The sequence below is a fragment of the Parabacteroides sp. B2-S-102 genome, from assembly GCF_023656665.1.
Lineage (GTDB): Bacteria > Bacteroidota > Bacteroidia > Bacteroidales > Tannerellaceae > Parabacteroides > Parabacteroides distasonis.
Map to the genome: position 1 here is coordinate 56,748 of NZ_JAMOKM010000007.1, position 25,780 is coordinate 82,527.

At 43.5% G+C, this 25,780-nt stretch carries 27 protein-coding genes and 1 tRNA gene; 10 read left to right on the top strand and 18 right to left on the bottom strand.

Annotated elements, in window-relative coordinates:
• The first annotated feature begins 3 nt into the window (after positions 1 to 3).
• From NBH07_RS10965 to NBH07_RS11000, 8 genes are all read left to right on the top strand, one after another.
• The gene (locus NBH07_RS10965; RefSeq protein ID WP_005944341.1) at positions 4 to 567 is read left to right on the top strand and encodes a Crp/Fnr family transcriptional regulator; all 564 of its coding nucleotides are present in this window, start codon (positions 4 to 6) and stop codon (positions 565 to 567) included.
• A gap of 100 nt (positions 568 to 667) precedes the next feature.
• A complete protein-coding gene (locus tag NBH07_RS10970; protein WP_005944338.1) occupies positions 668 to 1,099 on the top strand; it encodes a GNAT family N-acetyltransferase in 432 nt (143 codons plus the stop codon).
• A gap of 30 nt (positions 1,100 to 1,129) precedes the next feature.
• The gene (locus tag NBH07_RS10975; RefSeq protein WP_005944336.1) at positions 1,130 to 1,543 is read left to right on the top strand and encodes a hypothetical protein; all 414 of its coding nucleotides are present in this window, start codon (positions 1,130 to 1,132) and stop codon (positions 1,541 to 1,543) included.
• 16 nt (positions 1,544 to 1,559) lie between these two features.
• Positions 1,560 to 1,982, top strand: a complete 423-nt coding sequence (locus NBH07_RS10980) for a SecDF P1 head subdomain-containing protein (RefSeq protein WP_005944333.1) — start codon at positions 1,560 to 1,562, stop codon at positions 1,980 to 1,982.
• A 14-nt stretch (positions 1,983 to 1,996) separates the two neighbouring features.
• A complete protein-coding gene (locus NBH07_RS10985) occupies positions 1,997 to 2,287 on the top strand; it encodes a hypothetical protein (RefSeq protein ID WP_004323652.1) in 291 nt (96 codons plus the stop codon).
• A 98-nt stretch (positions 2,288 to 2,385) separates the two neighbouring features.
• Positions 2,386 to 2,625, top strand: coding sequence for a hypothetical protein (locus NBH07_RS10990; RefSeq protein WP_080720260.1), 240 nt, complete (start codon positions 2,386 to 2,388; stop codon positions 2,623 to 2,625).
• On the top strand, positions 2,579 to 2,998 hold the full coding sequence (locus NBH07_RS10995; protein WP_004323654.1) for a hypothetical protein: 420 nt from the start codon (positions 2,579 to 2,581) through the stop codon (positions 2,996 to 2,998). Before NBH07_RS10990 ends, NBH07_RS10995 begins: the two co-directional genes overlap by 47 nt.
• A gap of 129 nt (positions 2,999 to 3,127) precedes the next feature.
• On the top strand, positions 3,128 to 3,460 hold the full coding sequence (locus tag NBH07_RS11000) for a helix-turn-helix domain-containing protein (protein WP_004323655.1): 333 nt from the start codon (positions 3,128 to 3,130) through the stop codon (positions 3,458 to 3,460).
• Positions 3,461 to 3,512: 52 nt separating this feature from the next.
• On the opposite strand, the gene NBH07_RS11005 is transcribed toward NBH07_RS11000, so the two are convergent.
• The 8 genes from NBH07_RS11005 to NBH07_RS11040 form a co-directional block, all read right to left on the bottom strand.
• Positions 3,513 to 4,232: a hypothetical protein gene (locus tag NBH07_RS11005; protein WP_005944331.1), complete on the bottom strand. Its 720-nt coding sequence runs from the start codon at positions 4,230 to 4,232 to the stop codon at positions 3,513 to 3,515.
• Positions 4,233 to 4,236: 4 nt separating this feature from the next.
• On the bottom strand, positions 4,237 to 5,157 hold the full coding sequence (locus NBH07_RS11010; RefSeq protein ID WP_008642636.1) for a relaxase/mobilization nuclease domain-containing protein: 921 nt from the start codon (positions 5,155 to 5,157) through the stop codon (positions 4,237 to 4,239).
• On the bottom strand, positions 5,123 to 5,506 hold the full coding sequence (locus NBH07_RS11015; protein ID WP_004310825.1) for a MobC family plasmid mobilization relaxosome protein: 384 nt from the start codon (positions 5,504 to 5,506) through the stop codon (positions 5,123 to 5,125). The genes NBH07_RS11010 and NBH07_RS11015 overlap by 35 nt, the downstream gene beginning before the upstream one ends.
• A 147-nt stretch (positions 5,507 to 5,653) precedes the next feature.
• Positions 5,654 to 6,619: a DUF8464 domain-containing protein gene (locus NBH07_RS11020; RefSeq protein WP_005944329.1), complete on the bottom strand. Its 966-nt coding sequence runs from the start codon at positions 6,617 to 6,619 to the stop codon at positions 5,654 to 5,656.
• Between the two features lie 163 nt (positions 6,620 to 6,782).
• Positions 6,783 to 7,856: an AAA family ATPase gene (locus NBH07_RS11025; RefSeq protein WP_004323659.1), complete on the bottom strand. Its 1,074-nt coding sequence runs from the start codon at positions 7,854 to 7,856 to the stop codon at positions 6,783 to 6,785.
• A gap of 5 nt (positions 7,857 to 7,861) precedes the next feature.
• Complete coding sequence (locus tag NBH07_RS11030) at positions 7,862 to 8,149, bottom strand: helix-turn-helix domain-containing protein (protein ID WP_005944327.1); 288 nt, start codon at positions 8,147 to 8,149, stop codon at positions 7,862 to 7,864.
• Between the two features lie 124 nt (positions 8,150 to 8,273).
• On the bottom strand, positions 8,274 to 9,182 hold the full coding sequence (locus NBH07_RS11035; protein WP_007479974.1) for a hypothetical protein: 909 nt from the start codon (positions 9,180 to 9,182) through the stop codon (positions 8,274 to 8,276).
• Positions 9,183 to 9,418: 236 nt separating this feature from the next.
• Positions 9,419 to 9,502, bottom strand: a tRNA-Leu gene (locus tag NBH07_RS11040).
• Positions 9,503 to 9,705: 203 nt separating this feature from the next.
• Here NBH07_RS11040 and NBH07_RS11045 point away from each other — a divergent pair.
• The gene (locus NBH07_RS11045) at positions 9,706 to 10,788 is read left to right on the top strand and encodes a mannose-1-phosphate guanylyltransferase (protein ID WP_005859880.1); all 1,083 of its coding nucleotides are present in this window, start codon (positions 9,706 to 9,708) and stop codon (positions 10,786 to 10,788) included.
• A 44-nt stretch (positions 10,789 to 10,832) separates the two neighbouring features.
• Here the strand turns inward: NBH07_RS11045 and NBH07_RS11050 are convergent, their stop codons facing one another.
• From NBH07_RS11050 to aroQ, 5 genes are read right to left on the bottom strand one after another with little or no spacing between them, the layout of a single operon-like run.
• Positions 10,833 to 12,062: an FtsX-like permease family protein gene (locus NBH07_RS11050; RefSeq protein WP_008772970.1), complete on the bottom strand. Its 1,230-nt coding sequence runs from the start codon at positions 12,060 to 12,062 to the stop codon at positions 10,833 to 10,835.
• A gap of 11 nt (positions 12,063 to 12,073) precedes the next feature.
• The gene (gene rbfA / locus NBH07_RS11055) at positions 12,074 to 12,409 is read right to left on the bottom strand and encodes a 30S ribosome-binding factor RbfA (protein ID WP_005859883.1); all 336 of its coding nucleotides are present in this window, start codon (positions 12,407 to 12,409) and stop codon (positions 12,074 to 12,076) included.
• Between the two features lie 12 nt (positions 12,410 to 12,421).
• Complete coding sequence (locus NBH07_RS11060; RefSeq protein ID WP_005859885.1) at positions 12,422 to 13,057, bottom strand: O-methyltransferase; 636 nt, start codon at positions 13,055 to 13,057, stop codon at positions 12,422 to 12,424.
• A 5-nt stretch (positions 13,058 to 13,062) separates the two neighbouring features.
• Entirely contained in the window at positions 13,063 to 14,520 is a 1,458-nt protein-coding gene (pyk, locus tag NBH07_RS11065; protein ID WP_005859887.1) for a pyruvate kinase, read from the bottom strand.
• Positions 14,521 to 14,580: 60 nt separating this feature from the next.
• Positions 14,581 to 14,997 (bottom strand): type II 3-dehydroquinate dehydratase, encoded by a 417-nt coding sequence (gene aroQ / locus NBH07_RS11070; RefSeq protein WP_005859889.1) that lies wholly within the window; start codon positions 14,995 to 14,997, stop codon positions 14,581 to 14,583.
• A gap of 101 nt (positions 14,998 to 15,098) precedes the next feature.
• Here aroQ and xerD point away from each other — a divergent pair, with 101 nt between their 5' ends.
• Complete coding sequence (gene xerD, locus NBH07_RS11075; RefSeq protein ID WP_005859891.1) at positions 15,099 to 16,004, top strand: site-specific tyrosine recombinase XerD; 906 nt, start codon at positions 15,099 to 15,101, stop codon at positions 16,002 to 16,004.
• A 39-nt stretch (positions 16,005 to 16,043) separates the two neighbouring features.
• Here xerD and NBH07_RS11080 read toward each other — a convergent pair whose 3' ends face one another.
• From NBH07_RS11080 to NBH07_RS11100, 5 genes are all read right to left on the bottom strand, one after another.
• Complete coding sequence (locus tag NBH07_RS11080; RefSeq protein ID WP_057316269.1) at positions 16,044 to 16,940, bottom strand: Rpn family recombination-promoting nuclease/putative transposase; 897 nt, start codon at positions 16,938 to 16,940, stop codon at positions 16,044 to 16,046.
• Positions 16,941 to 17,272: 332 nt separating this feature from the next.
• Complete coding sequence (locus NBH07_RS11085; protein ID WP_008779096.1) at positions 17,273 to 18,778, bottom strand: RagB/SusD family nutrient uptake outer membrane protein; 1,506 nt, start codon at positions 18,776 to 18,778, stop codon at positions 17,273 to 17,275.
• Between the two features lie 17 nt (positions 18,779 to 18,795).
• Positions 18,796 to 21,993, bottom strand: coding sequence for a SusC/RagA family TonB-linked outer membrane protein (locus NBH07_RS11090; RefSeq protein ID WP_008779095.1), 3,198 nt, complete (start codon positions 21,991 to 21,993; stop codon positions 18,796 to 18,798).
• A gap of 152 nt (positions 21,994 to 22,145) precedes the next feature.
• Positions 22,146 to 24,386 carry a glycoside hydrolase family 2 protein gene (locus NBH07_RS11095; RefSeq protein ID WP_008779094.1) on the bottom strand — a complete coding sequence of 747 codons (2,241 nt, stop codon included), beginning with the start codon at positions 24,384 to 24,386 and terminating at the stop codon, positions 22,146 to 22,148.
• A gap of 134 nt (positions 24,387 to 24,520) precedes the next feature.
• Positions 24,521 to 25,780, bottom strand: coding sequence for a cellulase-like family protein (locus NBH07_RS11100; RefSeq protein ID WP_122145260.1), 1,260 nt, complete (start codon positions 25,778 to 25,780; stop codon positions 24,521 to 24,523).

A 25,780-nucleotide genomic window follows, 5' to 3' on the forward strand; every position in this document is an offset into this window, starting at 1 on the left:
ACAATGAAAGATTTTAATTCATACCTCGACAATTTAGACTATTCCCTCGTAAAAGATTTATTTCATGAAAAAGGGAAGCAACGTATATACCACAAAAAAGATTTCTTTATTCGTCAGAATGAAATATCACGTTTTGCCGAATGGGTAGAAAACGGTACATTCCAATATACATATATTGATGGAGAGGGTGAAGAACACATTGTTGGATACGCTTTCACCAACGAGTTTGTATGTGACTATTCTTCTTTAATGAGAAGTGGCTTATCGTTAGTAAATATTCAAGCCATAACAGAGTGTTCTGTATATGAAATATCCCGTCATGACATTATTGAATATTGGGAAACGGATATGAAAACTCAACGATTCGGAAGGCATGTGGCAGAGAGTCTATTTGAAATGGTATATGAACGATTACTTGATTCATATTGTACGCCTGAAATACGATACAGGAACTTGATGGAACGTTGTCCTAACTTGAAAGAAGTAGTTCCTTTGAAAAGCATCGCTTCATTCTTAGGGGTTACACCGGAAACCATTAGCCGCATACGCCGCAAGTTAGAGATATAACTCACCTTTTAACAATTGTTATATTGGGGTCTTGATAATTGTCAAGACCTTTTTCCTCCACCTTTCATTACTTTGCACACATTGATTAAAAACTATTAGTATGATACGGAAATTAATGAAAGAAGAATATAAAAATGCTATAAACTTATCCTATCAAGTATGTATAGAGTGTGGCATTAACGATTTTACGGAAGAAGGGATTGAAACCTTTAAAAGTTTCGTGTATGACACATCGTTGATGAATACGCTTGACATATATGGGGCTTTTGACAATCATTTATTGATAGGAATAATCGGTGTACATCGGGAAAGGCAACATATATCCCTCTTCTTTGTCTTGCCACACTATCATCGGCAAGGAATAGGAAAATCGTTATTTGACTATATGATGAGCAATTGTAATTTTACTTATATAACAGTTAATTCTTCAACCTATGCAGAAACTTTTTATACATCTTTAGGCTTCAAAAAAGTGGGTAAAAAAGAGATTAATAAAGGTATTGTTAGTATCCCTATGAAGAGAAATATATAATTATTGTCAATCACTTAAAATAGAGATAAGATGAAAAAGAAAATTACTTTATGTATGGTGCTTTCCACATTCATTATTTGCGCCATGTTATGTCTGACAAATTGTAGTAACGATGATGCCCCTACTTCTGTCTTCACCCCCGAAGCCCTGAAGCAAACTACTTGGCAAGCGCAAATGACCGTGTACAATATCGAAGATGAGATAGACTACACAAAACAATCCATTCTTCAGTTTACTAACGAATCAGAAGGCATTTATACAAGGACGAACGAAGAAGACGGATATATGTGGAACACAGATTTTACTTATCAAGTAAATGGAAAAATCATCACGTTCGACAACATAGCAGGTCCGTGGACAGTGATGGAATACACAGGAACACATCTCGTAATGGAAGCCTATAATCCCAATAAGATGGTGTGGACGTTGGAGAAGATGTATTAACCTAAAAATAGCGGATATGAAGATTTCAACAATTCTCTTTTTCTGCCTACTAATGACAGCTTGTATGCAGACAAAATCCTTTCACCGGACAAACGGCTGGTACTACGTAACATCACAGACTACAGACAGCCTTTCACAAACACCTTTCCTTACTGTTATGGATTTCGATTCTTTACGTTTGGAAACTGATGCTTTTGGACACTCGGTCATTACCGGTGTCTTCCTCCAAGATAAATTGCCTATATGGAGAGAAGCCACAACAAAGAGTGTAGGAAAGTACATCGCTTTCGTTTTCAATGACACGGTGATAACTGCTCCTCAGGTTAATAGCCCCATAGAAAGCGGATGTTTCCAAATTTCCAATCCGCATGGATATGATTTGGAACGTATCTTTAGGGAACTACAAAAAGAAATTGATATATCAAGGTTTGGAAATTAAATGTTAACTGGAAAATGGGAACATTAGGTTGCATAAATGATATGCTACAACGGGACAAAGAGAACCGTGAGCTTCGCAAGTTGAATAGAGACAGGATGAAAGAACATCACAAATATCTTGTAGGCAAAGGTAAAAATGCTGATTTATCCAATGTTTCCATTGAAAAGATAGAAGAAATCCGTAAAAAAACCATAGAAAAGGAGCAATCAGACCAAATATATATGTTTAGGATATATATATTTCTTACAATATGCCTTTTAGTGCTATTTTTATTGGGATTACTTTGCTATAAACTATTTTTCTAAATTCCCCCAAAACAACAACTTGCGGATTACAATATTATGAATTGAAATAAGCCTTTTCCTAAGTCTCGCTAAGGCTTATTTTTTATATGAATACATACATGAATCTAATTTTAGAACAGCGATTTTTCCGCTTATTGTCGGAATATTCACAACGTAAAGTTTCTGCATCGGAGTTTACAGAAGCTATTGAGGAATTGGCTACGCATGTAGCCGATTTTGGTATCAACGAACAGGATTACAGTATTTTACTTCGCTATTTTTCCTTTGGTTTACACCGTCTTAAATCGTATCGTGTACGGTTTGAGCAAGAAAAAAATGCCCTATTTGCATTTAATTGATGAAGCGATAGGACTTTTGAACACTGAAATACGCCTTATTGAATGGCGCATCAAATACCCGGAACAACTACAGCAACGCATCAATAAACAGCCCCTTTCCCCTCTCTACCTCGCCGACAAAACAACCCTTATCAATATCATGGAAGTGGTAAGCGGCTTATTCCTCTCCAAAGACATCGTTTATCAGAACGGTAAACCTGCCTATTTAGTGGACTTATCCAAAGGTTTTGAATGGTTGTTTAACATTAAGATAAGCGACTGCCACCAAAAACATGAGGACGTGATAAAACGGAAGCCGGGCAAACTCACCGAATTTCTTAATGGACTGGCAAACCTAATCAAAAATGAACATGATAAGAAAGGATATAGATAATCAGCAACTTATGATTTATTTATAGGGGACTCCATTAGTTCTCCTGTAATTTCTTTGTATCCGTTTTTAGAACTTTGCTTCATCAATCGATTGACAAACAAAATGTATAATCTGAAAAATGAAGCAATTATGTATATAGACAATGACGAATTTGGTGGATGGATGCAGAAGCTGTATGCCAAACTGGAAGAACTCTGCAAAGATGTACGGGTACTACGCAATGCAGACAGGGTACTGCCCGAAGATGATAACCTATTGGATAATCAAGACTTGTGCCTGCTGTTCAAAGTAAGCATCAAAACCCTGCAACGCTACCGGGCTATCGGTGCGTTGCCATACTTCACTATCAGCGGAAAAGTGTATTACAAGGCTTCCGATGTCCGGGAGTTCATCAAGGAAAGGTTCAGCGTCACCACGCTACGCCAGTTCGAGAAAGAACACTGTACGAAGAAAAAGAAGTGAATCTGAAAAGCCGGAACGGTGAATGTGCTTCATCCATCCCGGCTTTCCCCGTTTATGGCTTACCCAGCTTATCAGCTTCTTTCTTTAGCTGTTCGGCTTGCTCGTTCAACAGCCTTGCACGTTCCAGTGCTTCCGCCTGCTTTTGGATGCGGTATTCAAAATCCATCACTGAATCGGTCAGACTTCGGATAAAGCCGTTATCCCGTTGCCATTTGAACTTGTTTTCCAGTATATCAAAAGTTTCCCCGTCTGCCTGTCCTTGCATCAGCAAATAGCGGTATTTCATATCGTTGTCCTGTAACTGCTGCATACGTTCAGCCAAACGGATATTCAAGAATATGGAAACGGAACAGATAACCAGCACTGCCGAAAAAAGGAACAATCCCGGACGAATCCAAGAAGCGACCTTGTTGCAAATCCGTTGATAGAGCGGTAAGGGTATAGCTTCCTCTTTATCCGTCTTGCAAGAGCCCAAAGCATCAAGCATTACCTTGAAACAACGGTAGGTTTCCAATACTATTTTCTTGGTGTCCTCGATATGTTTCTGCTGACCTTGCATCCTATTCCTTATCTCGTCAAGCTGGCTTCGGATAGCCTGCAAATCCTTTTCGGGAACAGCCGGGTTACTGTGCAATTCCGACAATGCCTGTTCGATTGCGTTCAGTCTTTCAAGAGTTTCCTCCCGACTGGCTGGCGTTACCTGTGCTTCCTGCTTCTCTTTCAATTCAGTAACCATTGAGAGAAGCCCCTCTAAAATCAAATTTTTCTCCATGTGTTTACAAATTAAGTTGTTTTTTCTTTTTCTTCTTCTTTCTTAAATTCAAGTTTGGTTCTTCATCCGCAGGGGGTGATGAAGCGGTGAACAGACCGAGTGAGCCAGTTATCAACGGACTGTCAGTCTTTCCCTGTGTCGGCAATGGCTCCCGAACGGGTGTAAAAGCTGTCTGCCGTTGATTTCCGACCGTATTCAGTCCTGCATCCCCGAAACATTTATCCAGTTTGGAGAAACTAAAATTGCGGTCTATCTCCGAACCCTTGAACGTGTATTCGCCTTTGGAAAAGGAAACGCCCTGTATCTCGCCCGTCTGCCCCTTGTACTTGAACCGGACAGTAATACCCTTTTCCGCTAACCGCTCCTGTAACTGCCGCCAGTTCTTGAACTTCCCGATTTCGTTCTTTACAGCCGTGTAAATCTCGTATTTCGACTTGTCCGGCTCTTTCAAGCGGTGCTGCTTTACCTGTTCTTTTCCACCAGCAAAATAAAGCCCGTGTTTGGTTTTCAGCTTCTTGCATACCTGCTCGTTACGGTACATATCGTTCCTGTCCGAAATGGTCTTGCCGTTGTTGTCTATGCGGTTGAACACGATATGCACATGTGGGTGTTCCCGGTCTTGATGGCGCACGATGATATACTGCGTATCGGTGATTTTCATTTCACGCATATACTCCTGCGCAAGCTGTACCATCTTCTCGTCTGTCAATTTGGGTGCATCCACTGCCGAATAACTTAACGCAATATGTCCGACAGGCTTCTTCAAATCGGGATTCATCCCGGTCTGCATACAGAAGCTGCGGATTATATCGCCCCGGCTTTCAGTCAGAACCCCGTCCGCATGAAGCAAAACCGCCTGCTCCTTACCAAGCACATAGTTCACACAGCCCTTAAACCCGCTTCCCTTTTTTATTTTTCCAATCATCCGACAACTGATTTATAATTTCGACAATCCTGTTTTTGAGTTTCACCAGTTCCACCGCCACCAGTGCGAAACCTCCGGCATTCGCTCGGTGCGCCAGTTGGTTGATGTTGTTGGCTTCCCCTGCCAGCTTGCGGATGGTGTCCGCATCCTGCCTATTCAGCCGGGGTATGACCTCTGCCGAAACAACCGCCTGCCGGACATACTCACTGACACGCAACCCGGCTTCCCCGGCTCGCTTCCTGATGGCATAATACTGCAACTCGGTCAGCTTCGTGCTGACTACCCGTTGCTGCTTCTCTATCCGTTTCTTTGCCGGACGTCCCCCCGGCTTATCCTTTATATTCGTCATAGGTTTTTACATTTAAATGGTATCTTAAAAATTGCGACCAACGGGAGAAATTTTCTTTGCTGTCAAGCAAAGCAAGGTAGTTTCGGTTTACCGAAACATAACCTTGCTCTCCAAATTAAACCGCCTGTCGCTGGTAATCCTGCCGGACTAAATGCCCCTGCCCCTTTTCTGTCTTGGGGCGGCACGTTGTCCGGTTTCCTGCTTTATCTCCTGCGCTTGGCTGGTGCTGTTCTTCTGTTCCTGCTTCCTGCCGCACAGGTAATCGTTCAAGTCCGAATACCCCCTGTAATTGCCCGAGAAGTCACGCACACGGTAGGAGTATTCCAATTCGATAGCCCGTGTCGCTTCATATCCTGCCTTGTCATTGTCAAGCATACAGTGGATGCGTTCATACGGGTACAGCACGTCAATAGCTTTCGGCACATTGACAGTAGAGTTGAGTATGACATAATCCTGCCTGTCAAGGTCGGGCATGGTCGGGCAGTTCTTCATCCGGAGCGTGAGGAAAGAAAGATAGTCCATAAAACCCTCGAATACCAAACACTTCTCTCTCGGCTCTCCCTGCTGCCGTATATGGGTGATGTCTTTCGGGGCGATGCAGCCTTTGAAAAAGGAATTGCGAACCTCGTAACCTCCTGCTATGTTCGGGAAACCGATAGCAAAGAACGGTCTGCCGTTATTGGTAAAATGGAGTTCCTTACATTCTCTTTTTGCCAGTTCGATATTGATACCCCGTCCCTCCAAGTAACGGAGCAATGCCGGATGGGTCAAGTCACGGACTTCCAAATGTTGGAAACTCGGTTCTGTCCTACGCTGGGGAAAAGAAAAACTGACCGGGCGGACGTGCGGTGTCTGTTCCGCTATCCGGTTTAACAGGTATGGCAGGCTGTCGGAGCAATAGAGTTCCTTTGCCAGTGCGATGATGTTGCCGCCCTTGCCTGCGCCAAAGTCATACCAAAGGTTGCGGTCAGTGTTCACCTTGAAAGACGGTTCGTGTTCCTCCCTTAACGGTGATTTGTACCATAAGCCGTTACCCTGCTGCTTGACAGGAGAGTAACCTAAACTATGCAGATAGTCTGCGATGGGTATTTGTTTCACATCTTCGATGTTCATAACATTTTCTTTTTTGGGGATTAAAAAATAGTTGAAAAGTGCGCCAGTCCTGTTTAGTCCGTTATATATATACCCGTACCATACTAAACCTGCCTGTTCCGATACAGGGAAATAGTAAGTCCGTTCCTCTTATATATACACCCGGACTAAACCAAACTGACTTTTAATAATGGAAATCGGGATTATAGCGGTAGCCCTTGCCCTCTTTCACAATCATGCGCTTGTTCACAAGGAACTTGTTCAAATCCACATGGATATTGCGTCCACGCTTGTAGCCGATACTTGCATAACCCTGTTTCAAGGTCTTTAGGACATTCTCGTAACCATATATGACCTGTTTGCCAAAACCGTTTTCCAAAGCTGTCCTGTGCTGTTGCTCCGTCAGTTCTGCCAGTGGAAAGCCCCTGTCTTGGCTGGGTTGCTTGAATACATAACCGTCCACGGCTTCGGGCAATGCGCTGTCGTTGATACGGAATGCGAACGGGTCAAACTCCCGGTCACGTATGTGCATCGCCTTTACCTCGCTTATGTTGCCGTCCTGCGTACTTTTGGTAATTTGCAGGACGGTTTCAGCCTTATTGTTCAGTTCCGTACCGATATGCCCCCTTGTGTTGTCATCCCCCTTGTTCAAATGCAGTACGGTATGGATATGCAGGTTATATCCGCTTGACCAGCGCATCAAGAGGTTGATTAGGTCAGTCGATTCGCTGGGGCTGTTGATGTCATACATCAAGTCACGGATTCCGTCAATGATGAGCAACCCCACATCGGGCATATTTTCAAGCATATAACCGATAATCTGTTTCCGCTTATCGGGTGTCTGCTCCCTTAGCACGATGAAAACAAAATCGTCCCTGTCCTTGTCGGTAGGCAGTCCGGCAAGCCGCAAAATACGCTCCATGACCTTGTGGCAATGGTATTTGCTCTGCTCGGTATCTACATAGAGGATTTTCCGTTTGTTCGGTGGCAGGTATGCCGAATACTTCAATACCTCGTCATTCTTCAACGCTGCCGCAACGATAGCGGAAATGTTGAATGTCTTTTTGCTCTTGGCTTTACCCGTGGATGCACTGAAATTACCCAACGTGCCAATGGTAGAGCCGTTCACCCAGAGTATTTCGGGCGGCACTTCGTAAGTGTCCGTCACCTTTAGATGAATGGTTTTCCAAAGGGCTGCGAAATCCTCTTTCTGCATGGTGATGTCCTGCCCGGCTTCTGTCGCTTTTCTATTTTCCATAGCCGTTATTTCTTTAGAGGACGGTTAAGGATATACTTCTGCGCTTCCTGCTCTATCTGCGCCTGCGTCTTGACCGGGTTCTGACGCAACCATGCTTCCAACTCCGCTTTCTCAAAATAAAGCATTTTGCCCTGCGGCTTGTAATGGGGTATCAAGTTACCCGAAGTCAGCTTGTACAGGTAACTTTTAGAAAGGTTCAAGAACTTGCTCGCTTCATCGAAGCTAAGCACGTTCTTTGAAAGGAACAACATCTTTTCGAGTTCGGAAACTCTTAACTCTAAATTTTTTTCCATATTGTTTAGGAATTTAGGTGAAACAATATGAAGGTGCGCACCCTCGTTTTTTTGTTAACGGGGGCAAAGTTAAGAGCTTGAAAATGAAGTCTAATTGACCTTTGTTTGAGCGTTCAATCTATGCTCAACCTTTTTGCAGTTGTTTGATGTATTTGTCTATGATTTCATATCCTTTCGGATAGATGTTTTTCGCTTGGTCTGTCGCACTCGACAGGTCAGTACGTGTAAGCGGTTCACCTTTTATCTTCTTCAATATCAGTTTATTGTTTGCTATGACAGACTGCCATTCATAAACGATGTAATTATAACAGCTAAGTTGCATCATAAGATAGGCTAACAGACGGGTATTATTAACTTTCAATACCCCATTCAGTTTGCAGTTGAAAAAATCGGTAAGTATTTTGGCACTGACGGTAGTAGTAAACATATTCGCTTCATTCACACAGTCGGTCAGAAGTTTGATTTCATTAGCTTTCAACGTGGACTTGAAAGGATTGCTTTTGCCCACAATCTTGGTTGGATTAGTATCTGCACTTTCCTCTTTCTCTTTTGGCAAGGCTTGCTCTTGGATGGCAACCGCATCTGTATGGTAATTGCTTTCCTGTTCTTGCAGATAGCGCAAATATTTGGAAAGCACGACAAGATTAACGATAATGGACAAATAAGGAAGCCGCCCATCATAACAGGACGGTTCATGCAAATATGCATCCATATCAAAATCAGAGCAGCGGAAACCGATATACTTTTTTCTTTCATCAGAATTCAAGTCCTCAAAATAACCACTTTCCCACAAAAAATCGGGAATATCCATGTCCAATACAATGTTACGCACGACACGGTATTTTTGTTGGATGGCTACAATATTTTCAGTCACACGGAAAATTTCTTGTCGCAAATAATCCTTTAGCTGGGCTTGCGTCAAATATTCACGTTTTAAAAATAGTGCATCTACTTTAGTTTTATAGTCATGAGCTATACAACTATCTAATATCTTCTGTATTTCTCTGAAATTGGTTTCTATATGATTTTCCATAATCGTGTGCCTTTAAACGTTCTTACTACAAATATAAGGTAAGAATCTCACTTTTCCCGAAAACATCGGCAATAATAAGGAAGAAAAGATAGGATAAGCGTTAAGAAATTATAAAGATATGGGGAAGAAAACTATTAAAGTACACCTTTTCTTTGTATTCGTCATTCAGTACACATTTAGTACGCCCTATAAAAGCAGAAAACCCTGATAATCAGGTGATTATCAGGGTTTATTCGTACCCAGAGCCGGGATCGAACCGGCATGGAAGTGAATCCACTGGTGTTTGAGACCAGCGCGTCTACCAATTCCGCCATCTGGGCATTTTTGATTAACCTTTTAGCTTTAGCAGTAGGTTTGTTTCTCAAATGCGTTGCAAAGGTACAGCTTTTTTTTAAACCCGCAAGCGTTTGGGTAAAAATTTTCAAATATTTTTTTCACAGTGGGAATATGTATGGGATTGTTTCGCATAGAAAGATTATTTCGTTACATTTGTAAACGTATAATCATAATAACAGCCAATATCATGAAAGATAATTATTGCGTCATCATGGGAGGCGGGATCGGTAGCCGTTTCTGGCCTTTCAGTAGAGAAAGTTACCCAAAGCAATTCCTTGATTTTTTTGGAAGCGGACGGTCTTTACTGCAAATGACATTTGATCGCTTCGCAAAAATCATCCCTACTGAAAATATATACATCGTTACCAACGAATCTTATGCGGACTTAATCAAGGAGCAGTTGCCGGAATTAGCGGAAGAACAAATACTTTTGGAACCGGCTCGTCGCAATACGGCTCCTTGTATCGCTTATGCGGCTTATCATATTAAGGCATGCAATCCGGAAGCCAATATTGTCGTAGCCCCTTCCGACCATCTGATCTTAAAAGAGGATGTTTTCTTGAGGGACGTTCAAAAGGCGTTGGATTTCGTGAAGAGAAACCGTGCGTTGGTCACTTTGGGCATCAAGCCTAGCCGCCCGGAAACAGGATACGGATATATCCAAAGCAGTGATACGGTAGTAGATGATTTCACCAAGGTGAAGACCTTTACTGAAAAACCGGACCTCGAGTTGGCAAAGGTATTTATGGAAAGTGGAGAATTCTTCTGGAATTCTGGCTTGTTCGTCTGGAACGTGAATACGATCTTGGAAGCGTTCTCTAAATATCTCCCGGATATCAGCAGCCGTTTCGATCTAGGTAAGGATAAATTTAATACCTCGGAAGAAAAAGCGTTCATCCAAGAGAATTTCCCTTATTGCCTAAATATATCCATCGACTACGGTATCATGGAGAAAGCGCACAACGTATATATGCTATGTGTAGATTTCGGTTGGGCTGACCTCGGTAGCTGGGGATCTTTGTTCGACCTAGCGAATAAAGACGAAAATGAGAACGCAGTATTGAAAAATAACGAGGCAATGCTATACGAATGCTCCGGCAATGTGATCGCATTAAATAACCCGAAACGTCTAGCCGTTATCCAAGGGCTAAAAGATTGCATCGTGGCCGAGTCTGGAAACGTATTATTGATTTGTAAGAAGGATGACGAACAACGTATCAAACAATTCGTAGCCGACGCTAAAATCAAATACGGAAAAGAATACAACTAATTAAGAATTGAGAATTGAGAATTATCGGCAAGCGGTATTCATTCTCAATTCTCAATTTTCAACTTCTTAGCAAGATATCGTACAGGATACCACGCAGCTAAAAAGCCTATCGTTAATACCGTCACAAAGACTGTTATTATATCGACCGGGACTACACGTACCGGATAAGCCTCTATAATAAACGCTCCGGCAGCTTCCCCTAGTTTTATAAAGCCAAACTCTTGTTGTAGCAAGCAAAGCACAACCCCGATCAAGACTCCGATCAAAGCTCCAAAACCGGAGATCATCCAGCCTTCAAACAAGAAAATCCGACGGATCAGACTGTCATCAGCCCCCATATTACGCAGTGTGCTCACATCCTCCTGTTTCTCGATCATCAACATGGATAAAGAACCCACCACGTTGAATAAGGCGATCGCCAATATAAAAGTAAGGATCAAGAAGGTCATCCATTTCTCGACTTGCATCATCTTGAAAGAAGCCTCTTGTTGCTCAAAACGGTCTTGCACGATATATTGATCACCTAGGATACGTTGAATCTCTTTCTTTACCGGAGCGATATCCCCGCTATCTTTCACCTTCAATTCCACCGCTGTCACTTCTTTATCATAATTAAATAAAGAACGGGCCAATGACAAAGGCACGATCATATATGAATCATCGTAAACCTGTTGGTCCGTACGAAAGACAGCACCGATATAAGCATATTCCAAATTGAAAGAAGAAGCCGGATTCGCCATGTTCACCTTCTCCTCCCGCTTCGGAGCGTAGATCTCCAGCGGAGAGACAAAGCCTGCGTTTATTCCTAGCGAGAAAGCCAATCCGATCCCCATATTCGCGTAATTCGCCACCTCGTCATTCAGAAGGAACTTTCCATCGATCAAGATACTATCGATCTGCGCCAGTTTCTCATATTGCTCGTCTACACCTTTCAAGGTAGCTACACCCTGACGATCTCGATAACGGACCAAGGCATTGTCCTGCAATACCTCACTAAAACAAACAATGCCGGGCAATTCCCGCACCTTACGTATCTCTTCCGAGGTCGGGTCGAAAACCTTCCCTTTCCGAGGCATGATCTTCAACTCCGGATCAAAATTGCTGAACAGAGAAGAGACCAAATCGTTGAAACCATTATAGACCGACAAGGCGCATACTAAGGCGATCGTGGCGACAACAACCCCGCATACCGATACCATCGATATGATATTTATGGCATTGTGCGACTTCTTCGAAAAGAGATATCGCCGGGCTATATAGAACGGAAGATTCAAGGCTCCTCTGATTACTTATGCAAAAGATTGTCGATATTCTCGATATAATCCAATGAATCGTCTATAAAGAAGCTCAATTCAGGAATCTTACGAACCTGCAAACGAATACGTTGCCCCAAATCAAAACGGATCGCTTTCGTATTGCTCCGTATAGCCTCCAATAGCTCTTGCGATTTATCCGACGGGAAAATGCTTAAATAAGCTCTCGCCACACTTAAATCCGGACTTACACGAACTACGCTGACAGAGACCAATACGCCATGCATTCCTTGCGTCTGCTTCTGAAATATATCACTCAACTCCTTCTGAAGAAGGCGTTCGATCTTTTGTAATCTAGTACTTTCCATACGCTTTATTATTTACTTTTTCCAGATCATCGTCAAGCCGTCACGTAAAGGGAGGATCACCTTCTCTACCCGATCGTCTTGCTTAACCTTTTCATTAAAAACCAGTATTCCCTTCGTTTGTTTATCGGAAGGATGCACTTCTTCTACCACTTTACCGTCCCAAAGCGTATTATCCGCGAGAATCAAGCCGCCCGGACGGACCATCGGGAATACCAAATCATAATACTCGGAATACAGGCGTTTGTCGGCATCGATAAAAACCATATCGAACGTCTCATCCAAACGGGGGATAATCTCCATCGCATCCCCAAAATGGACTTTTATCTTGTCCTTATGTAGCGAGCGGGAAAGATATTTCATGATAAAATCCTCCATCTCGTCATTGATCTCAATCGTATGGATCAACGCCCCCTCTTCCATGCCTTCCGCCATACACAAAGTGGCATAAGACGTATAAGTCCCGATCTCCAAGACTCTTCTCGGACGAATCATCCGGCAAAACATCTTCAATATCCTACCCTGCAAATGCCCGGATAGCATACGCGGACGGAGAAGGTTCACATTGGCGTCGCGATTCAGCGCCGACAGCAAATCCCCTTCTTCATCTATATGAGAAAGAATATACGCATCAATCTCGCCCGTAAACATTCCTCTTACTCTTTAAAAGTAGGCAACTGATATTGCGTGCCGGCATCCAGCACCTTTCCTACGTTGTTAATCTCCAAAAAGCTGGTACCGCCACCTTCGCCGAAGCTACCGCTCAAATACGCTACCATATCGTTGCGAGTGATACGTCCGCTATGGATCAGCTGGTTCAACGCATCATAGAAATATCCCCTACGACTGTCGTTGTACGGCTGATGAACCGCCCATACCCCATAAGAAAGACCCAACATACGCATCACACGAGGATTATAGCATATAGCGAACACAGTAGAGGTTCCGCGGAAAGCGGCCAGATAACGTGCCGTACGACCCGTATAACTATCCGTGATAATCGCCTTCACATGTAATTTAGAAGAAGACTTAACGGCTTGTTTCGCCAAGAAAGAAGTCACGTCTAAATCATTCCCCTCGATCGGCACACGGATATCATTCGCGGAAAGCTTGGTCTTCTCGGCTTCACGAGCCACTTTCGTCATGGTCTGTACCGCCTCGATCGGATATTTTCCATAAGCCGTCTCACCGCTTAACATCAAAGCATCCGTACGATAATAAATAGCGTTGGCGATATCCGTAACCTCGGCACGAGTAGGACGAGGATTATTAATCATGGAATGAAGCATTTGCGTAGCCACGATAACCGGCTTCTTCACCTCCACGCATTTACGGATCAGCATACGCTGGATACCCGGGATCTTCTCGGCCGGAACCTCGATACCCAAGTCACCACGAGCGATCATAACGCCATAAGCCACTTCCAAAATCTCCTCGATATTGTCTACACCCTCTTGATTCTCGATCTTAGCGATAATCTTGATAGGGCTGTTACGCTCGTCCAAGATACGTTGGATATCCAATACGTCCTGTTTGTTGCGAACAAATGAGTGAGCGATAAAATCGAGATCATGATCGATCGCCCAAAGGATATTATTACGGTCTTTCTCAGTCAACGAAGGCAAATTGATACGTACGCCCGGCACATTCACGCTCTTGCGGCTACCTAGCGTAGCGTCATTCTGGATCTCGCAAAGCAAACAATCGCCGGATTTCCCGGTAACCTTCATTTCCAGATCACCATCATCGATAAGGATGTCGCTGCCAATCGCCAAGTCGTTCACGAAATTCTTATATGACACACAAATACAATCATGCGAAGTTTCCTGATCGGGATTACCGATTACCTTCACGATCTCTCCAGTCTTGAAAGGGATCGGTTCCTTGTTTACCGTCGTCGTGGTACGTACTTCCGGCCCCTTTGTATCCATCAAGATACCGATACGGTCGGATACTGTACGGACGTTATTTACCACACGGGTCAACCCCTCTTCCATCATGTGAGCCGTATTCAGGCGCACCACATTCATTCCCGCTTTATATAACGCCTCAACGAACGCAACGTCGCAGCGCTGGTCGGAAACTGTAGCAACAATCTTCGTATGCTTTAACATATACCTTAAATTATTATAACCTAATTATTAATTCTATTTGATAACCTTCTAAACCTTCTATCACATAAACGATTCGATCGCCAACCGATACGAATCCAGCCCAAACCCAAGAATCACTCCCCTGCATGCCGCCGATATCATCGACACATGACGAAACGATTCACGGGCATGCACATTCGAGATATGCACTTCCACGACTGGCGTAGTAACCGCCTTGATAGCATCGTGCAACGCAATGGAAGTATGCGTATAAGCGCCGGCGTTCAACACGATACCGTCATATTCAAAACCCACCTCATGGATCTTGTTAATTATCTCTCCTTCCACATTACTTTGATAATAAGATATCTCACACTGAGGAAAGCGGGCACGTAACTCGCTCAAATAGTCCTCGAACGAGGCATTTCCGTATACTGTCGGTTCTCGCTTGCCCAACAGATTCAAATTAGGGCCATTGATGATCTGAATCTTCTTCATTCTTAATTGTAAGTTTATTACCTTTGTACCGCCCGTTGAGGCCGGAATTATCCGGCAAAGGTAAGGATTTTATTTGACACATTCATAACGACATACCGACAATGCGACAAGGAAAAGATATAATAAACCGATATAACACCTATTTACGATTAGAAAAATCGCTCTCAGCCAACTCCATCGACGCCTATTTGACAGATCTTGACAAATTGCTACGTTTCGCAGAGGATGAGAAAAAGGACGTTAAGGAGATCAGCTACGACGACTTGCAACAGTTCATCGCCCAATTACGTGACATCGGCATCCATCCCCGATCGCAAGCACGCATCATCTCGGGTATCAAATCGTTCTATCGTTTCTTATTGCTTGACAATTATATAACAAATGATCCGACCGAATTGTTAGAGTCTCCCAAGATCGGATTGAAGCTGCCGGAAGTATTAACCGTCAACGAGATAAATAGCATTCTCGACACGATAGACCTCACGCTTCCCGAGGGACAGCGGAACCGTGCGATGCTGGAGGTTTTATATAGTTGCGGACTGCGCGTATCGGAGCTTACTGGCCTGCGTTATTCGGATATATATCCCAAGGAAGGTTTCATCCGGGTAGAGGGTAAAGGAAGCAAACAACGGCTTGTTCCTATCTCCGAAGTTGCTTTGCGGGAAATTAAAAACTATCTGTATGACCGGAATTCGGTCGTGGTTAAAAAAGGCTTCGAGGATATTTTATTTCTAAGCCGGCGAGGAACGGCCCTCTCCCGTATCATGGTATTTCATATCATCAAGCAACAGACGGAGGCCGCCGGTATCCATAAAAACGTAAGTCCCCATACCTTCCGTCATTCTTTCGCCACCCACTTGCTGGAAGGCGGCGCCAACTTACGCGCTATCCAAGAGATGCTGGGGCATGAGAAAATCACCACCACCGAGATATATACACATATCGACCGGGAATTCCTTCGCAAAGAGATACTGGAACATCATCCGAGGAGCAGGCCAAGAACTTAAAAGAACCGATCCTGCTCCGCTAGCAAAGCCCCAAGGATATCATAAATTATTTATTTCCTCCTCTGACAAACCAGTATAACGCACGACCATTTCCATCGAAAGCCCATCAGACCGCATACGCCGAGCTGTTTCTAGACGTTCTTCCGCACGGCCTTCTTCCCGTCCTTCAAACTTAGCAGTGCTCAACACGTCATTCTGGATCATAATCGCATTCAGATGTTCGTCATAAGCATAACGTTCCTCGGGAGACATTGAGTAATAGCGTAATTTCTCTCGTGCCTCTTCCAAGCCGGGGGCTGTCGTTTCGGAAGTTATGATCCCGTCTTTCAAGTATCGCACCCATTCCTCCAAGGGGGTCACGGCCTCCTTATCAAACTCATTCACCCGAACCAATATATACTCCGGAAAGATCTCCGAAGGAAGACGCTTGACGATCACACCCCTCTCCTTGGTATTTACCTGTAAATGATCATGGGTATGCACGCCGACAAATTGGTTCTGCCCGTGATACAGATAATCGGTTCCTACGCCTATATCAAAATAAAGGATACTGATAGAATAGATCTTTTTCACCCCGGAATAGTCCTGCCCCAAATGAAGATGCTCGGTGACGGCCTTCGCCATGCCATAGAGCACACGTTCCAAATAATAAAGCTCGCAGGTATTCTGGATCTCGATAAGGATGATATCTCCCTTTGTGTTCTTAGCCTTGATATCCACCCGATTGAATTTATCATCAGCGTCCTGCTGGTTCCCCTCACTCTCCAATATCTCCTCAATCTTGATCTGCTCGCCCAAGAACACGGTAAGAAAGCCTTCTAGCACTCCGAAATTCGCTTTTTGCCGGAGTAGGCGTTTGATGGCCCAGTCGAAACGGATATACCGATCTTGTAATTCCTTCATATACTTCTCCTCTTTTTCTGTTTTCTTTTCCATAGTCATATCATGTTTTAGTTATCCCACTATTGGGTGGCTTCAAATGTACATAAAAAGATCCGGAATACAAGCTTATCCCATCTAAAAAGAAATGTCCTTCTTTTTGGATCCGTAAGTGAATAGCCAACGAACGGAATCGTAAGCGGTCGCAAATGGGTATTCGTGTACCGTTATTACTCTATTTTAATCTCATATTTTATCGATTTAAACTATTTACTTAAAGACAAAAAACATGGATGTGGACAAATGATCACACATCCATATCTAATTATCAACAAATTAAAAGCTATCAGGTTCTCCTAAAATGAACAAATGTAAATACAGCTCAATTCTTAGAAATGAGGATTCTGTACCAAATGGCCATCCGACTTATCAATCTCCGACTGAGGAATCGGCAAGTATTTCTTTGTATCATCCCAGCCTTTGATAAAATCTTTCGCTTGGTTCGTACGTACTAAATCCCAATAACGAATACCTTCCATCGCAAACTCATAACGGCGTTCCTTATAGATATTATCCAATGAAACCGTCGGAACCTTATAATCATCACCCATCGCACGTTTAACGACTCTCGCATAATAATCCTGTGCCTCGCCAACGCTACCTCCACTTCTCAATAAAGCTTCCGATGCCATTAATAGTATGTCCGAGAAACGAATTACACGGTAATTGTTTTTATAATTCAACGCTTCCGTACCAACCGTAGAAGAATACCCTGCACGAGGATGATATTTGCGTACGCTATACCCCGTATATTGATTCACATCCGAGCTAATCGTTCCGCCTTCCGCTCTAAACTCCTCATGATCTATGATCGTTGTCCACTTTCTAGGATCATCCGGTAAAAACGCATCATTCAATGCTTTTGTTACAGGCGCAAACCCCCAACCTTCCACATACACATTATTGGGATCTTTCAAACCTCTGGCTCCTAGCATTATTATATCGGAGTTACCTTGATTGGCCTTGCCTGCCCAGTCATTCGAGTTCCCGATTTCCGTATAATTGACTTCAAAAACAGATTCTTTGCACCACTCATACTCATCATCAAAAAGGACTTTATAATCCGGGATCAAGTCATATTGATAGGCAGGATCGGTAATTAGCTCTTTCAATTGGCTGGCGATCTCCTTCATTTTAGTATCATCATTCTGATAGAGAACGATACGTGCTTTCATTGCGATAGCGGCACCATTCGTAGCTCGTCCTTTCTCATTAGCCGGGACTACCTTGGGTAACTTCCCAATAACGTTATTATCTAAATCCTCTATTAACTTCGCATAGACCTCATCCGGTTGCAATTGAGGGACAGTTGTTATATCATCCAATCCCAAATTCGTCTCGTAATACGGTATGTATCCAAAGAAACGCCACAACTGGAAATAATAAAATACACGTAAGAAATGAGCCTCAGCTACATAACGATCACGAAGCTCCGCCGACATCGTCCCCTCCGGAAGAAGAGGGCATTTCTCTATCACGATATTCGCACGGTTTACACCCTCATACGAACGCCCCCATAAACCCTCGGGTAAGTTTGTCGGTGTCACCCAATTGGTAAAATCATTCACTCGTTGCAACTGCGGTTGATCCGATACCGTCGATCCACCGGTCTCCGCATCATCCGACATGATATTACTAACCAGTTCATAAGAGCTATACGCATTATAAGCGTTCCATTTCAACGGGTCATAGGCAGCGACCAATGCCTCGGTCAAATCCTCCTGTGTCTTGTAATAATCCGTTTCGATAACCTTATTCGTCGGAGACAACTCCAAAAAATCATTGCAGCTACTTAGTCCGAATACAACGGCTAGCAGATAAATATATTTATTCATAACACTAATTTTAATGATTAAAATGTCAAATTCAATCCAAATGTATAAACCCGGGCTTGAGGATATACACCCTTATCTATACCCATTGTTGAACCAATTTCCGGGTCCATCCCTTTATATCCCGTAATAGTCAACAAATTATCGAACGACGCATAAAATCTCAAGCGTTGTATATAAGCTTTCCGGGTCAACTGAGCCGGTAGCGTATAACCTACCTGTAAATTACGTAAGCGCAAGAAAGAAGCATCGTGAACCAACAAAGTAGACGGACGGAAGTTCTTAGGCGTATCACCTAACACAATCCTTGGCATCGAATTGGAGGTACCCGGTCCAGTCCATCGCTCCAAAGCATCCGACGTATAATTGACTGCCGCCAACTCATAACGGCGTAACGCATCGAAAACATCCGCTCCAAAAGAACCTTGGAAAAAGGCACTTAAATCAAAGCCATTCCAATCAGCCGCAACGGTAAGTCCAACCATCCAATCCGGATTAGGCTTGCCTATCATCGTACGGTCCTCGTTATCATCGCTGATCACACCGTCTCCGTTCAAATCCTCAAATTTCGTATCACCGGGTGCCGCATTCGGTTGTATAGGCTTACCGGTAGCAGGACTGATATAGCTATCGATCTCCTCTTGTGTCTGGAAAACCCCAATTGCCTTGTATCCGAAGAAATAACCGATTGGATAACCATTTTCGTTCCTTGATACCGTACCTAAAGTTGGTAAACTCTCTTTATCAATATATCCCGTCTGATTTCCCAGATTCTTGATCTCATTCTTCACATAAGAAGCATTCGCCAAGAAAGATAGATTCACTTTATCTACACTTAATTTATAACCGACTTCAAGCTCGATACCTTGGTTTGTCAATGTCCCGACATTCGATAAAGGCGAGCCACTTCCCACATATAGGGGTATCGGACGCTCCATCAACATGTCTTTTGTATCTTTCTTGAACCAATCAAAACTAAAAGAAAGGGAGTTATTAAAGAAGCGAGAATCAAATCCAAAGTCCAATTGCTCCGATGTTTCCCAACGCAAATCAGGATTAGCCAAAGAAGTAGGCTTTGTTCCGCTATGAATGACACCGTTCGAGCTTACCCCGAAACTATAGTTATTTCCTCCGGTCATTGTCGTAGTATATCCAAACGATCCGATTTTCTCATTTCCGTTCTGTCCCCAGCTTCCGCGCACTTTCAAGAAGTCGAACCATCCCGGTTTATTTTCCATGAAAGGCTCGTTAGTCAACGTCCAGCCCGCAGAGACGGACGGGAAATAGGCATATTGATTATTCCGGCCGAAGTTAGAGGAACCGTCCCGACGAAGGGTTAACTCAAGCATATACCTTTCGTCATAATTATAGTTCAATCGTCCGAAAACGGAGGCCATCCGATGCTCCGTCGCCCCACCTTCCGAATGCTGATCGCCGGGAGAGGCACTATTGGTGAAATCGATCCACGCTTTATGATCATCTTCCGCTCGTAAGTTCAAGGCCGTTCCCTTTACCTTTTTACTATCATACCGTTCCATAGAGGTTCCCAGTAAAACCGCGAAATTATGTTTATCGATCGAACGTTTATAACTCAACGTATTCTCCCAAAGAAGTTTCATGCCACGATTCATCGTTTGCTCCACCCTCGATTTCTCATTCTTGACCATATAACACAAATAACTAACAGGGAACCAATTCCTTTCGCCCCAAAAAGCCATATCCGTAGAGAGAGAGGTCTTAAACGTAAGATTCTCGAATACTTCCAATTCACCCCAAACAGATCCTACAAATTTATCCCAGTCCTTGTTATTGTTTAAGGTCTGCATCATAGCGACCGGATTCACGATCTCTTGATTTTCGATCACGTTATAAATACGGCCTTCGTCATCCTTGACATAACCGGGATAATTTTTTTCGTAATAAGCGAGATCTTCCGCCGAAGGATTCTCCAGATAGACCGATTCGTTCGGTGGAGTCATCACTGCACTTGCCAACGGGCCGGAGAAGTTGTCATTCTCCGAAATACCTTTGGATATGATCCGTGTATATCCTAGGTTCGTACCGACCTTGAAACTACGGAAGAATTTATTCGTCTTATTCTCAAACACATTATAGGTATTGTTGAAACGTAAGCTATATCGTTTATAATCCGACTTATCTTTTCCTCCAACAATTCCTTCTTGATCTAAATAACCAAAAGAAAGGAAATAGCTTCCCTTATCACCACCACCACTGATGCTCGCTTGATGATTCATGATCGGGGCATTCTCGTTATAAATCTCATTCTGCCAGTTCGTCCCTACACCAGCTTTCGAAGGATCATCGTAAATAGGGTCCATCCCGGCATTCACGTAAGCCTCATTCATTATTGTCTCATATTCGGTGGCATTCAAGACCGACATTTTTCGCCAAGGATTTTGCCAACCGATTGAGAAATCATAATTGACAACCGCTTTTCCTTTTTTCCCGCTCTTTGTCGTAACCAAAATAACACCATTAGCCGCACGCGAACCGTAGATAGCGGCTGAAGCGGCATCTTTTAAGACCTCGATAGATTGTATATCCTGCGGATTCAGATAATCGACACCTCCTTCAAGTGGCATTCCATCCACAATATATAAAGGGTTACTATCATTAATAGTTCCTGTACCACGGATACGGACTCTCGACTCGGCTCCCGGTTGTCCGGAATTCTGCATAATGCTTACTCCCGAAACCTTTCCCCGTAACACATCCTCTACCCGGGTAGGTGTCAGCTTCTCCAAATCATCGGAGGTGACCCGGCTTATGGCCGCTGTCATCACGCTCTTCTTCTGGACGCCATAACCAACCACGACCACCTCATCCAAGGCTTGCGTGTCCTCTTTCAAGACAACCTGCAAATCAGTCTGCGTACCGACCTTAACCGTATGGGAGAGATAGCCGATAAACGAGATTTCCAAGATATCGCCATTTTTCACATCTAGCGTAAATACACCATTCATGTCAGAGATCGTACCGGTAGTAGTTCCTTTTACGGAAATACTCGCACCGATAACCGGAGTTCCATTCGTATCCAAGATCGTTCCTCGCAATTTTCTTACCGTTTGAGAAACTTCCATCGGATTTACATCAGGATGGGAAAGGCCGCTTGCCTCCAGATTGCCACTTAAGGAAGCGAGCAATAATGACCCGGCACATATCCAACGCCATCGCTGATCCTTACTTTTCTTTTTCATAAATTATTCGAATTTAAAGGTTTAAACAATATTCCTAACATTACTTTTTGGTTATTCGGACTCTGAGTATTTTCAAAAAAGGGGTAGCATTCCCCTCGACAGCACTCACGAGGAGTGCCGCCGTAGGAAATTGGATATAAAAGCTAACCTAACTAATTTAATGTATACTCAAAGTAATCCTTGAAAGAGGTTACCGCATCGCCTACTTTTAGATAACGGCGACTAAGTACTGGTTTCGCCCCCCCCTTCTCATGATACTCGGCTATCAAAAGATAACCTCCTGCTTTTGAGGGCAATTTCAGAAGGCAAGGTTGAAGCCGCTTGCCAAAAGGTTCAATCACAATAGACTCTTCTTGTGTCGAAATAATAGTTCCTTTCTCGTCTAGTAGTTTCAAGAGAACTTTTCCTGACGAGTCTTTATTCAAGTCGTTCACCCCAACCAAGTTGAAGACTAAATCACTACCCGGTTTCAAGGCAGGGAGATGTTTTGTATAACGATGGTCCGTCAAGTCGATAAAGACCGCCGTTGGAGCGAAGCAATGCTTGAACCACCGGAAAGCCGGCGAAGGTTGCAAGTCCTTAATATCATTGATAAACCAATCTCCCGTGAAACCATAATTATTGGTCAGATGGCAAAAGGCCAAGATTCCACCCACCGAGCGTTCTGAACGCAGCCACTCGGTCTCAAGCTGTAACCAATAGGCTTGCAATTCACGGCATTGAGCCGGAGTAGCGTTCTCGCCGAGATAATAATTATAATTATTGAGTGTCAATTTCGAGGGCCGTCCATCACGCCATAACCAAATCCATCCGTACTCATTGACCAACTGAGGAACGCCCGCATCTAGTATAGAAGAGAAACCTACCCAATTCTCATGCAATGCACCTAAGTTATAGGGATTGTTTTTGAAGTAGTCGTTCAGTTCACTGGAATGCATCAACGTTAGCGCGCGATATGGGTGTGGCTCATCCATCTCATCATTCGTTCCCATCTGATCAGATGTCATATAGCCGGCATCCCAGATCCGGGTCGGGTCTAATTCCTTTAGTTCGGGAATCAGCGTATTTCCTATATAACTGTCCCAATTCTCATTGATCGCATCCCAGATCACGATACTGGGATGATTGCCATCGCTCCATACCCAATTCGTATACTCCTTACGTACCTGTTCATCCCATCCATGATTTTGCCAATAAAGCCACTCATTTTGCAATACGATGCCATACTCATCGCAAAGATCATACCAGAAGTCCGGAACAATACCGACACATATTCGCATAGCGTTCCAATCAATCGACTTTGGCAAGTCTATCATCAGCTTCTTCACCCATTCCCGATCCCAAGCCAACGCTTGACAATCCGGGTCCTCAAAGAAACGTTGAAGCGTGATATTGGAGCCTCGTAAGTAGAATTTATCCCCATTAAGCGTAAAGAATTTGCCTTTTCTCGAAAAATCACGCATCCCGAAGTTCACCGAATAACGATCTACAAGCTCATCTTGGTCATACACCGAGACCTCGCCTTCGTACAAGAAAGGGGAATCCGGAGTCCAAGCCTTCGGATTATCCAAAGAGATACTCGTTTCGAAATAAGTCCTATTATCCCGTTTAACCTCACCTTCAATCACTTTCTTTCCAACCACCTGCCCTGTGGTCTTCTCCTTGACACAGAACTCAATCTTACAAGAGTCCTTCATTTTATCCCCATACAACATTTGGGGTGGATACAAACTTCTCACCAAAGTCTTAACTGTCACCAATCCTTTAGCCAGAGAAGGTAGGAACAAAATCTTGTCGACCCGCATCTTACCGGTAGCCGTGATGAACACGTCGTCCCAGATTCCGGGTAGGTAATGGACTTTCTCCTTATCCGTACCACCGGCAGCCTCGCTAGGCAACCACGCCCGGTCGCCCACCTGAATTAAGATCTCATTGTCCGAGCCATATTTTACGGCACTCGTAATATTAAAATCCATTGGAGTATAGCATTCCATGGAAGACCCTACTTGATGTCCATTCACGAAGACTCGTGTAACGTATTGGCTTTTCTTTATCGTAAGGAATAATTGCTCATCCTTGAATTTCTCGTCGATAAATACTTTTCGCTTATACCAATTATACATTGGCGTATAATCTCTCTCCAAGAAATTAAACTGTTCCACCAACTCCACGCCGTCAGGCTTCTTGAAGAATTTCTCGTATTGAGAAATTTTCGGCCTAGCTAGATGCACCAATCCCGGAACCGGTATCTTACGGGTATATTTCCGTGGGGGAAAAGCATGTTCCGTCTGATCAAAATCCCATTCCCCATTTAATGAGATCGTTGTCCTCCCGTCATCGGCCCAAGCGAATACGGATAGGAAGCAACACATAATTAAAATTATTCTTTTCATGACATCCGATTTATTTAACTCTTTCACGAAGGCAAGTTACAATTATTAGAAACATAAACTTTTTAGAAATTTACCTCCTGCTTTTAGAATCTTATCAAAATATAAGAATCATCGTAATACATACCATCCCAAGATTAAAGTCGTTTCAATAATTTGGCTGCTACTTCATTATTCTTCGTGAGAGACTCATCCAGCGGGGAAGAACGGATGATAGAAGTCAAGTGTTTATGCCATTCCACATCCCGCCACATTCCAGCAAACTGAGGCCCGCAAAAATTACTGGTCGCTACGCCGACCCACATACCCGTACGAGCTGCCGTAATAGTTCCCAACTCGCAGAGATCTTTTACCCAGTCCCATTTCAATAAAGGCCAATCCTTATAATCCACCAATCCCCAACACTCTGTCGTAACAAGAGGACGGCGATTCTTCCGGGCCACAGAAGCCATAAGCTCTATCTTATCAGTCAACAACTTCTGCCAATATCCAGGTCTTTCCCGATAAACCCGTTCTGCGTTTTTCACCACATTCTTATAATCATCCGGTAAAAAACGATTGTAGCCATATCCCACCAGCTTATAAAATTCTCCACCATTCTGTTGGGCCATCCAAATATGATGCTCATACAAATCAAGAAAAGAGCAATCCACCTCTTCATATTTCTTGACATCCCCATGATCAAAAGAATATAAGAATGGCATATCCGGATATACTTGTCGCATCTTCTCCAACGAGGTTTTCATCCATCGTAAGGATTCCTCCTTATACCAATTCCCCCAACCGACATTCGGATATGTCTTAGCGAAAAAAGGAGCCCACGAATCACCGGGCCACTCATTGCAAAGATCTACATAAAGGATCGTATCCAATAACCCATCCTCCTCGATCGAACGAAGGGTTGTCAGCCAGCAATCCGCCAATTTCTCCGGTGTATCCAATTTCAGGCAAACCTCATCCACATCGAGACGATACCAAGAAGAAAGCCCGACCTTAATATCCCGCTCCTTACATTTCGACAAGAACAAGTTCAAATTCGGTTGAACTTGTACCTCATTCATATCCGGACTTCCCCAATCTTGCTGATTCCAAACTTCTTTAAGTAACCATTTCTTCATTGGATTCTCCGCTATTAAATGAGGATAAGCATCAATACGTATCGCATTATACCCCCGTTCCGAGAGCTCGTCCAATACTTGGTCCCAGTCCTCATAACCGGCTCCGGGCCAACGCCTCTCCAACCAAGAAAAATCCCACATGGTGATTGCCCGGGGCGAGATTTCTCCTTTCCCGGCAAAAGCCATTTCACTTTTAGCTAATGCATTTGATAAATCAAAAGCCACTAAGCCGCCTAATGCCGCAACTGCTGTTTGTCTAATAAATACTCTTCTATCCAT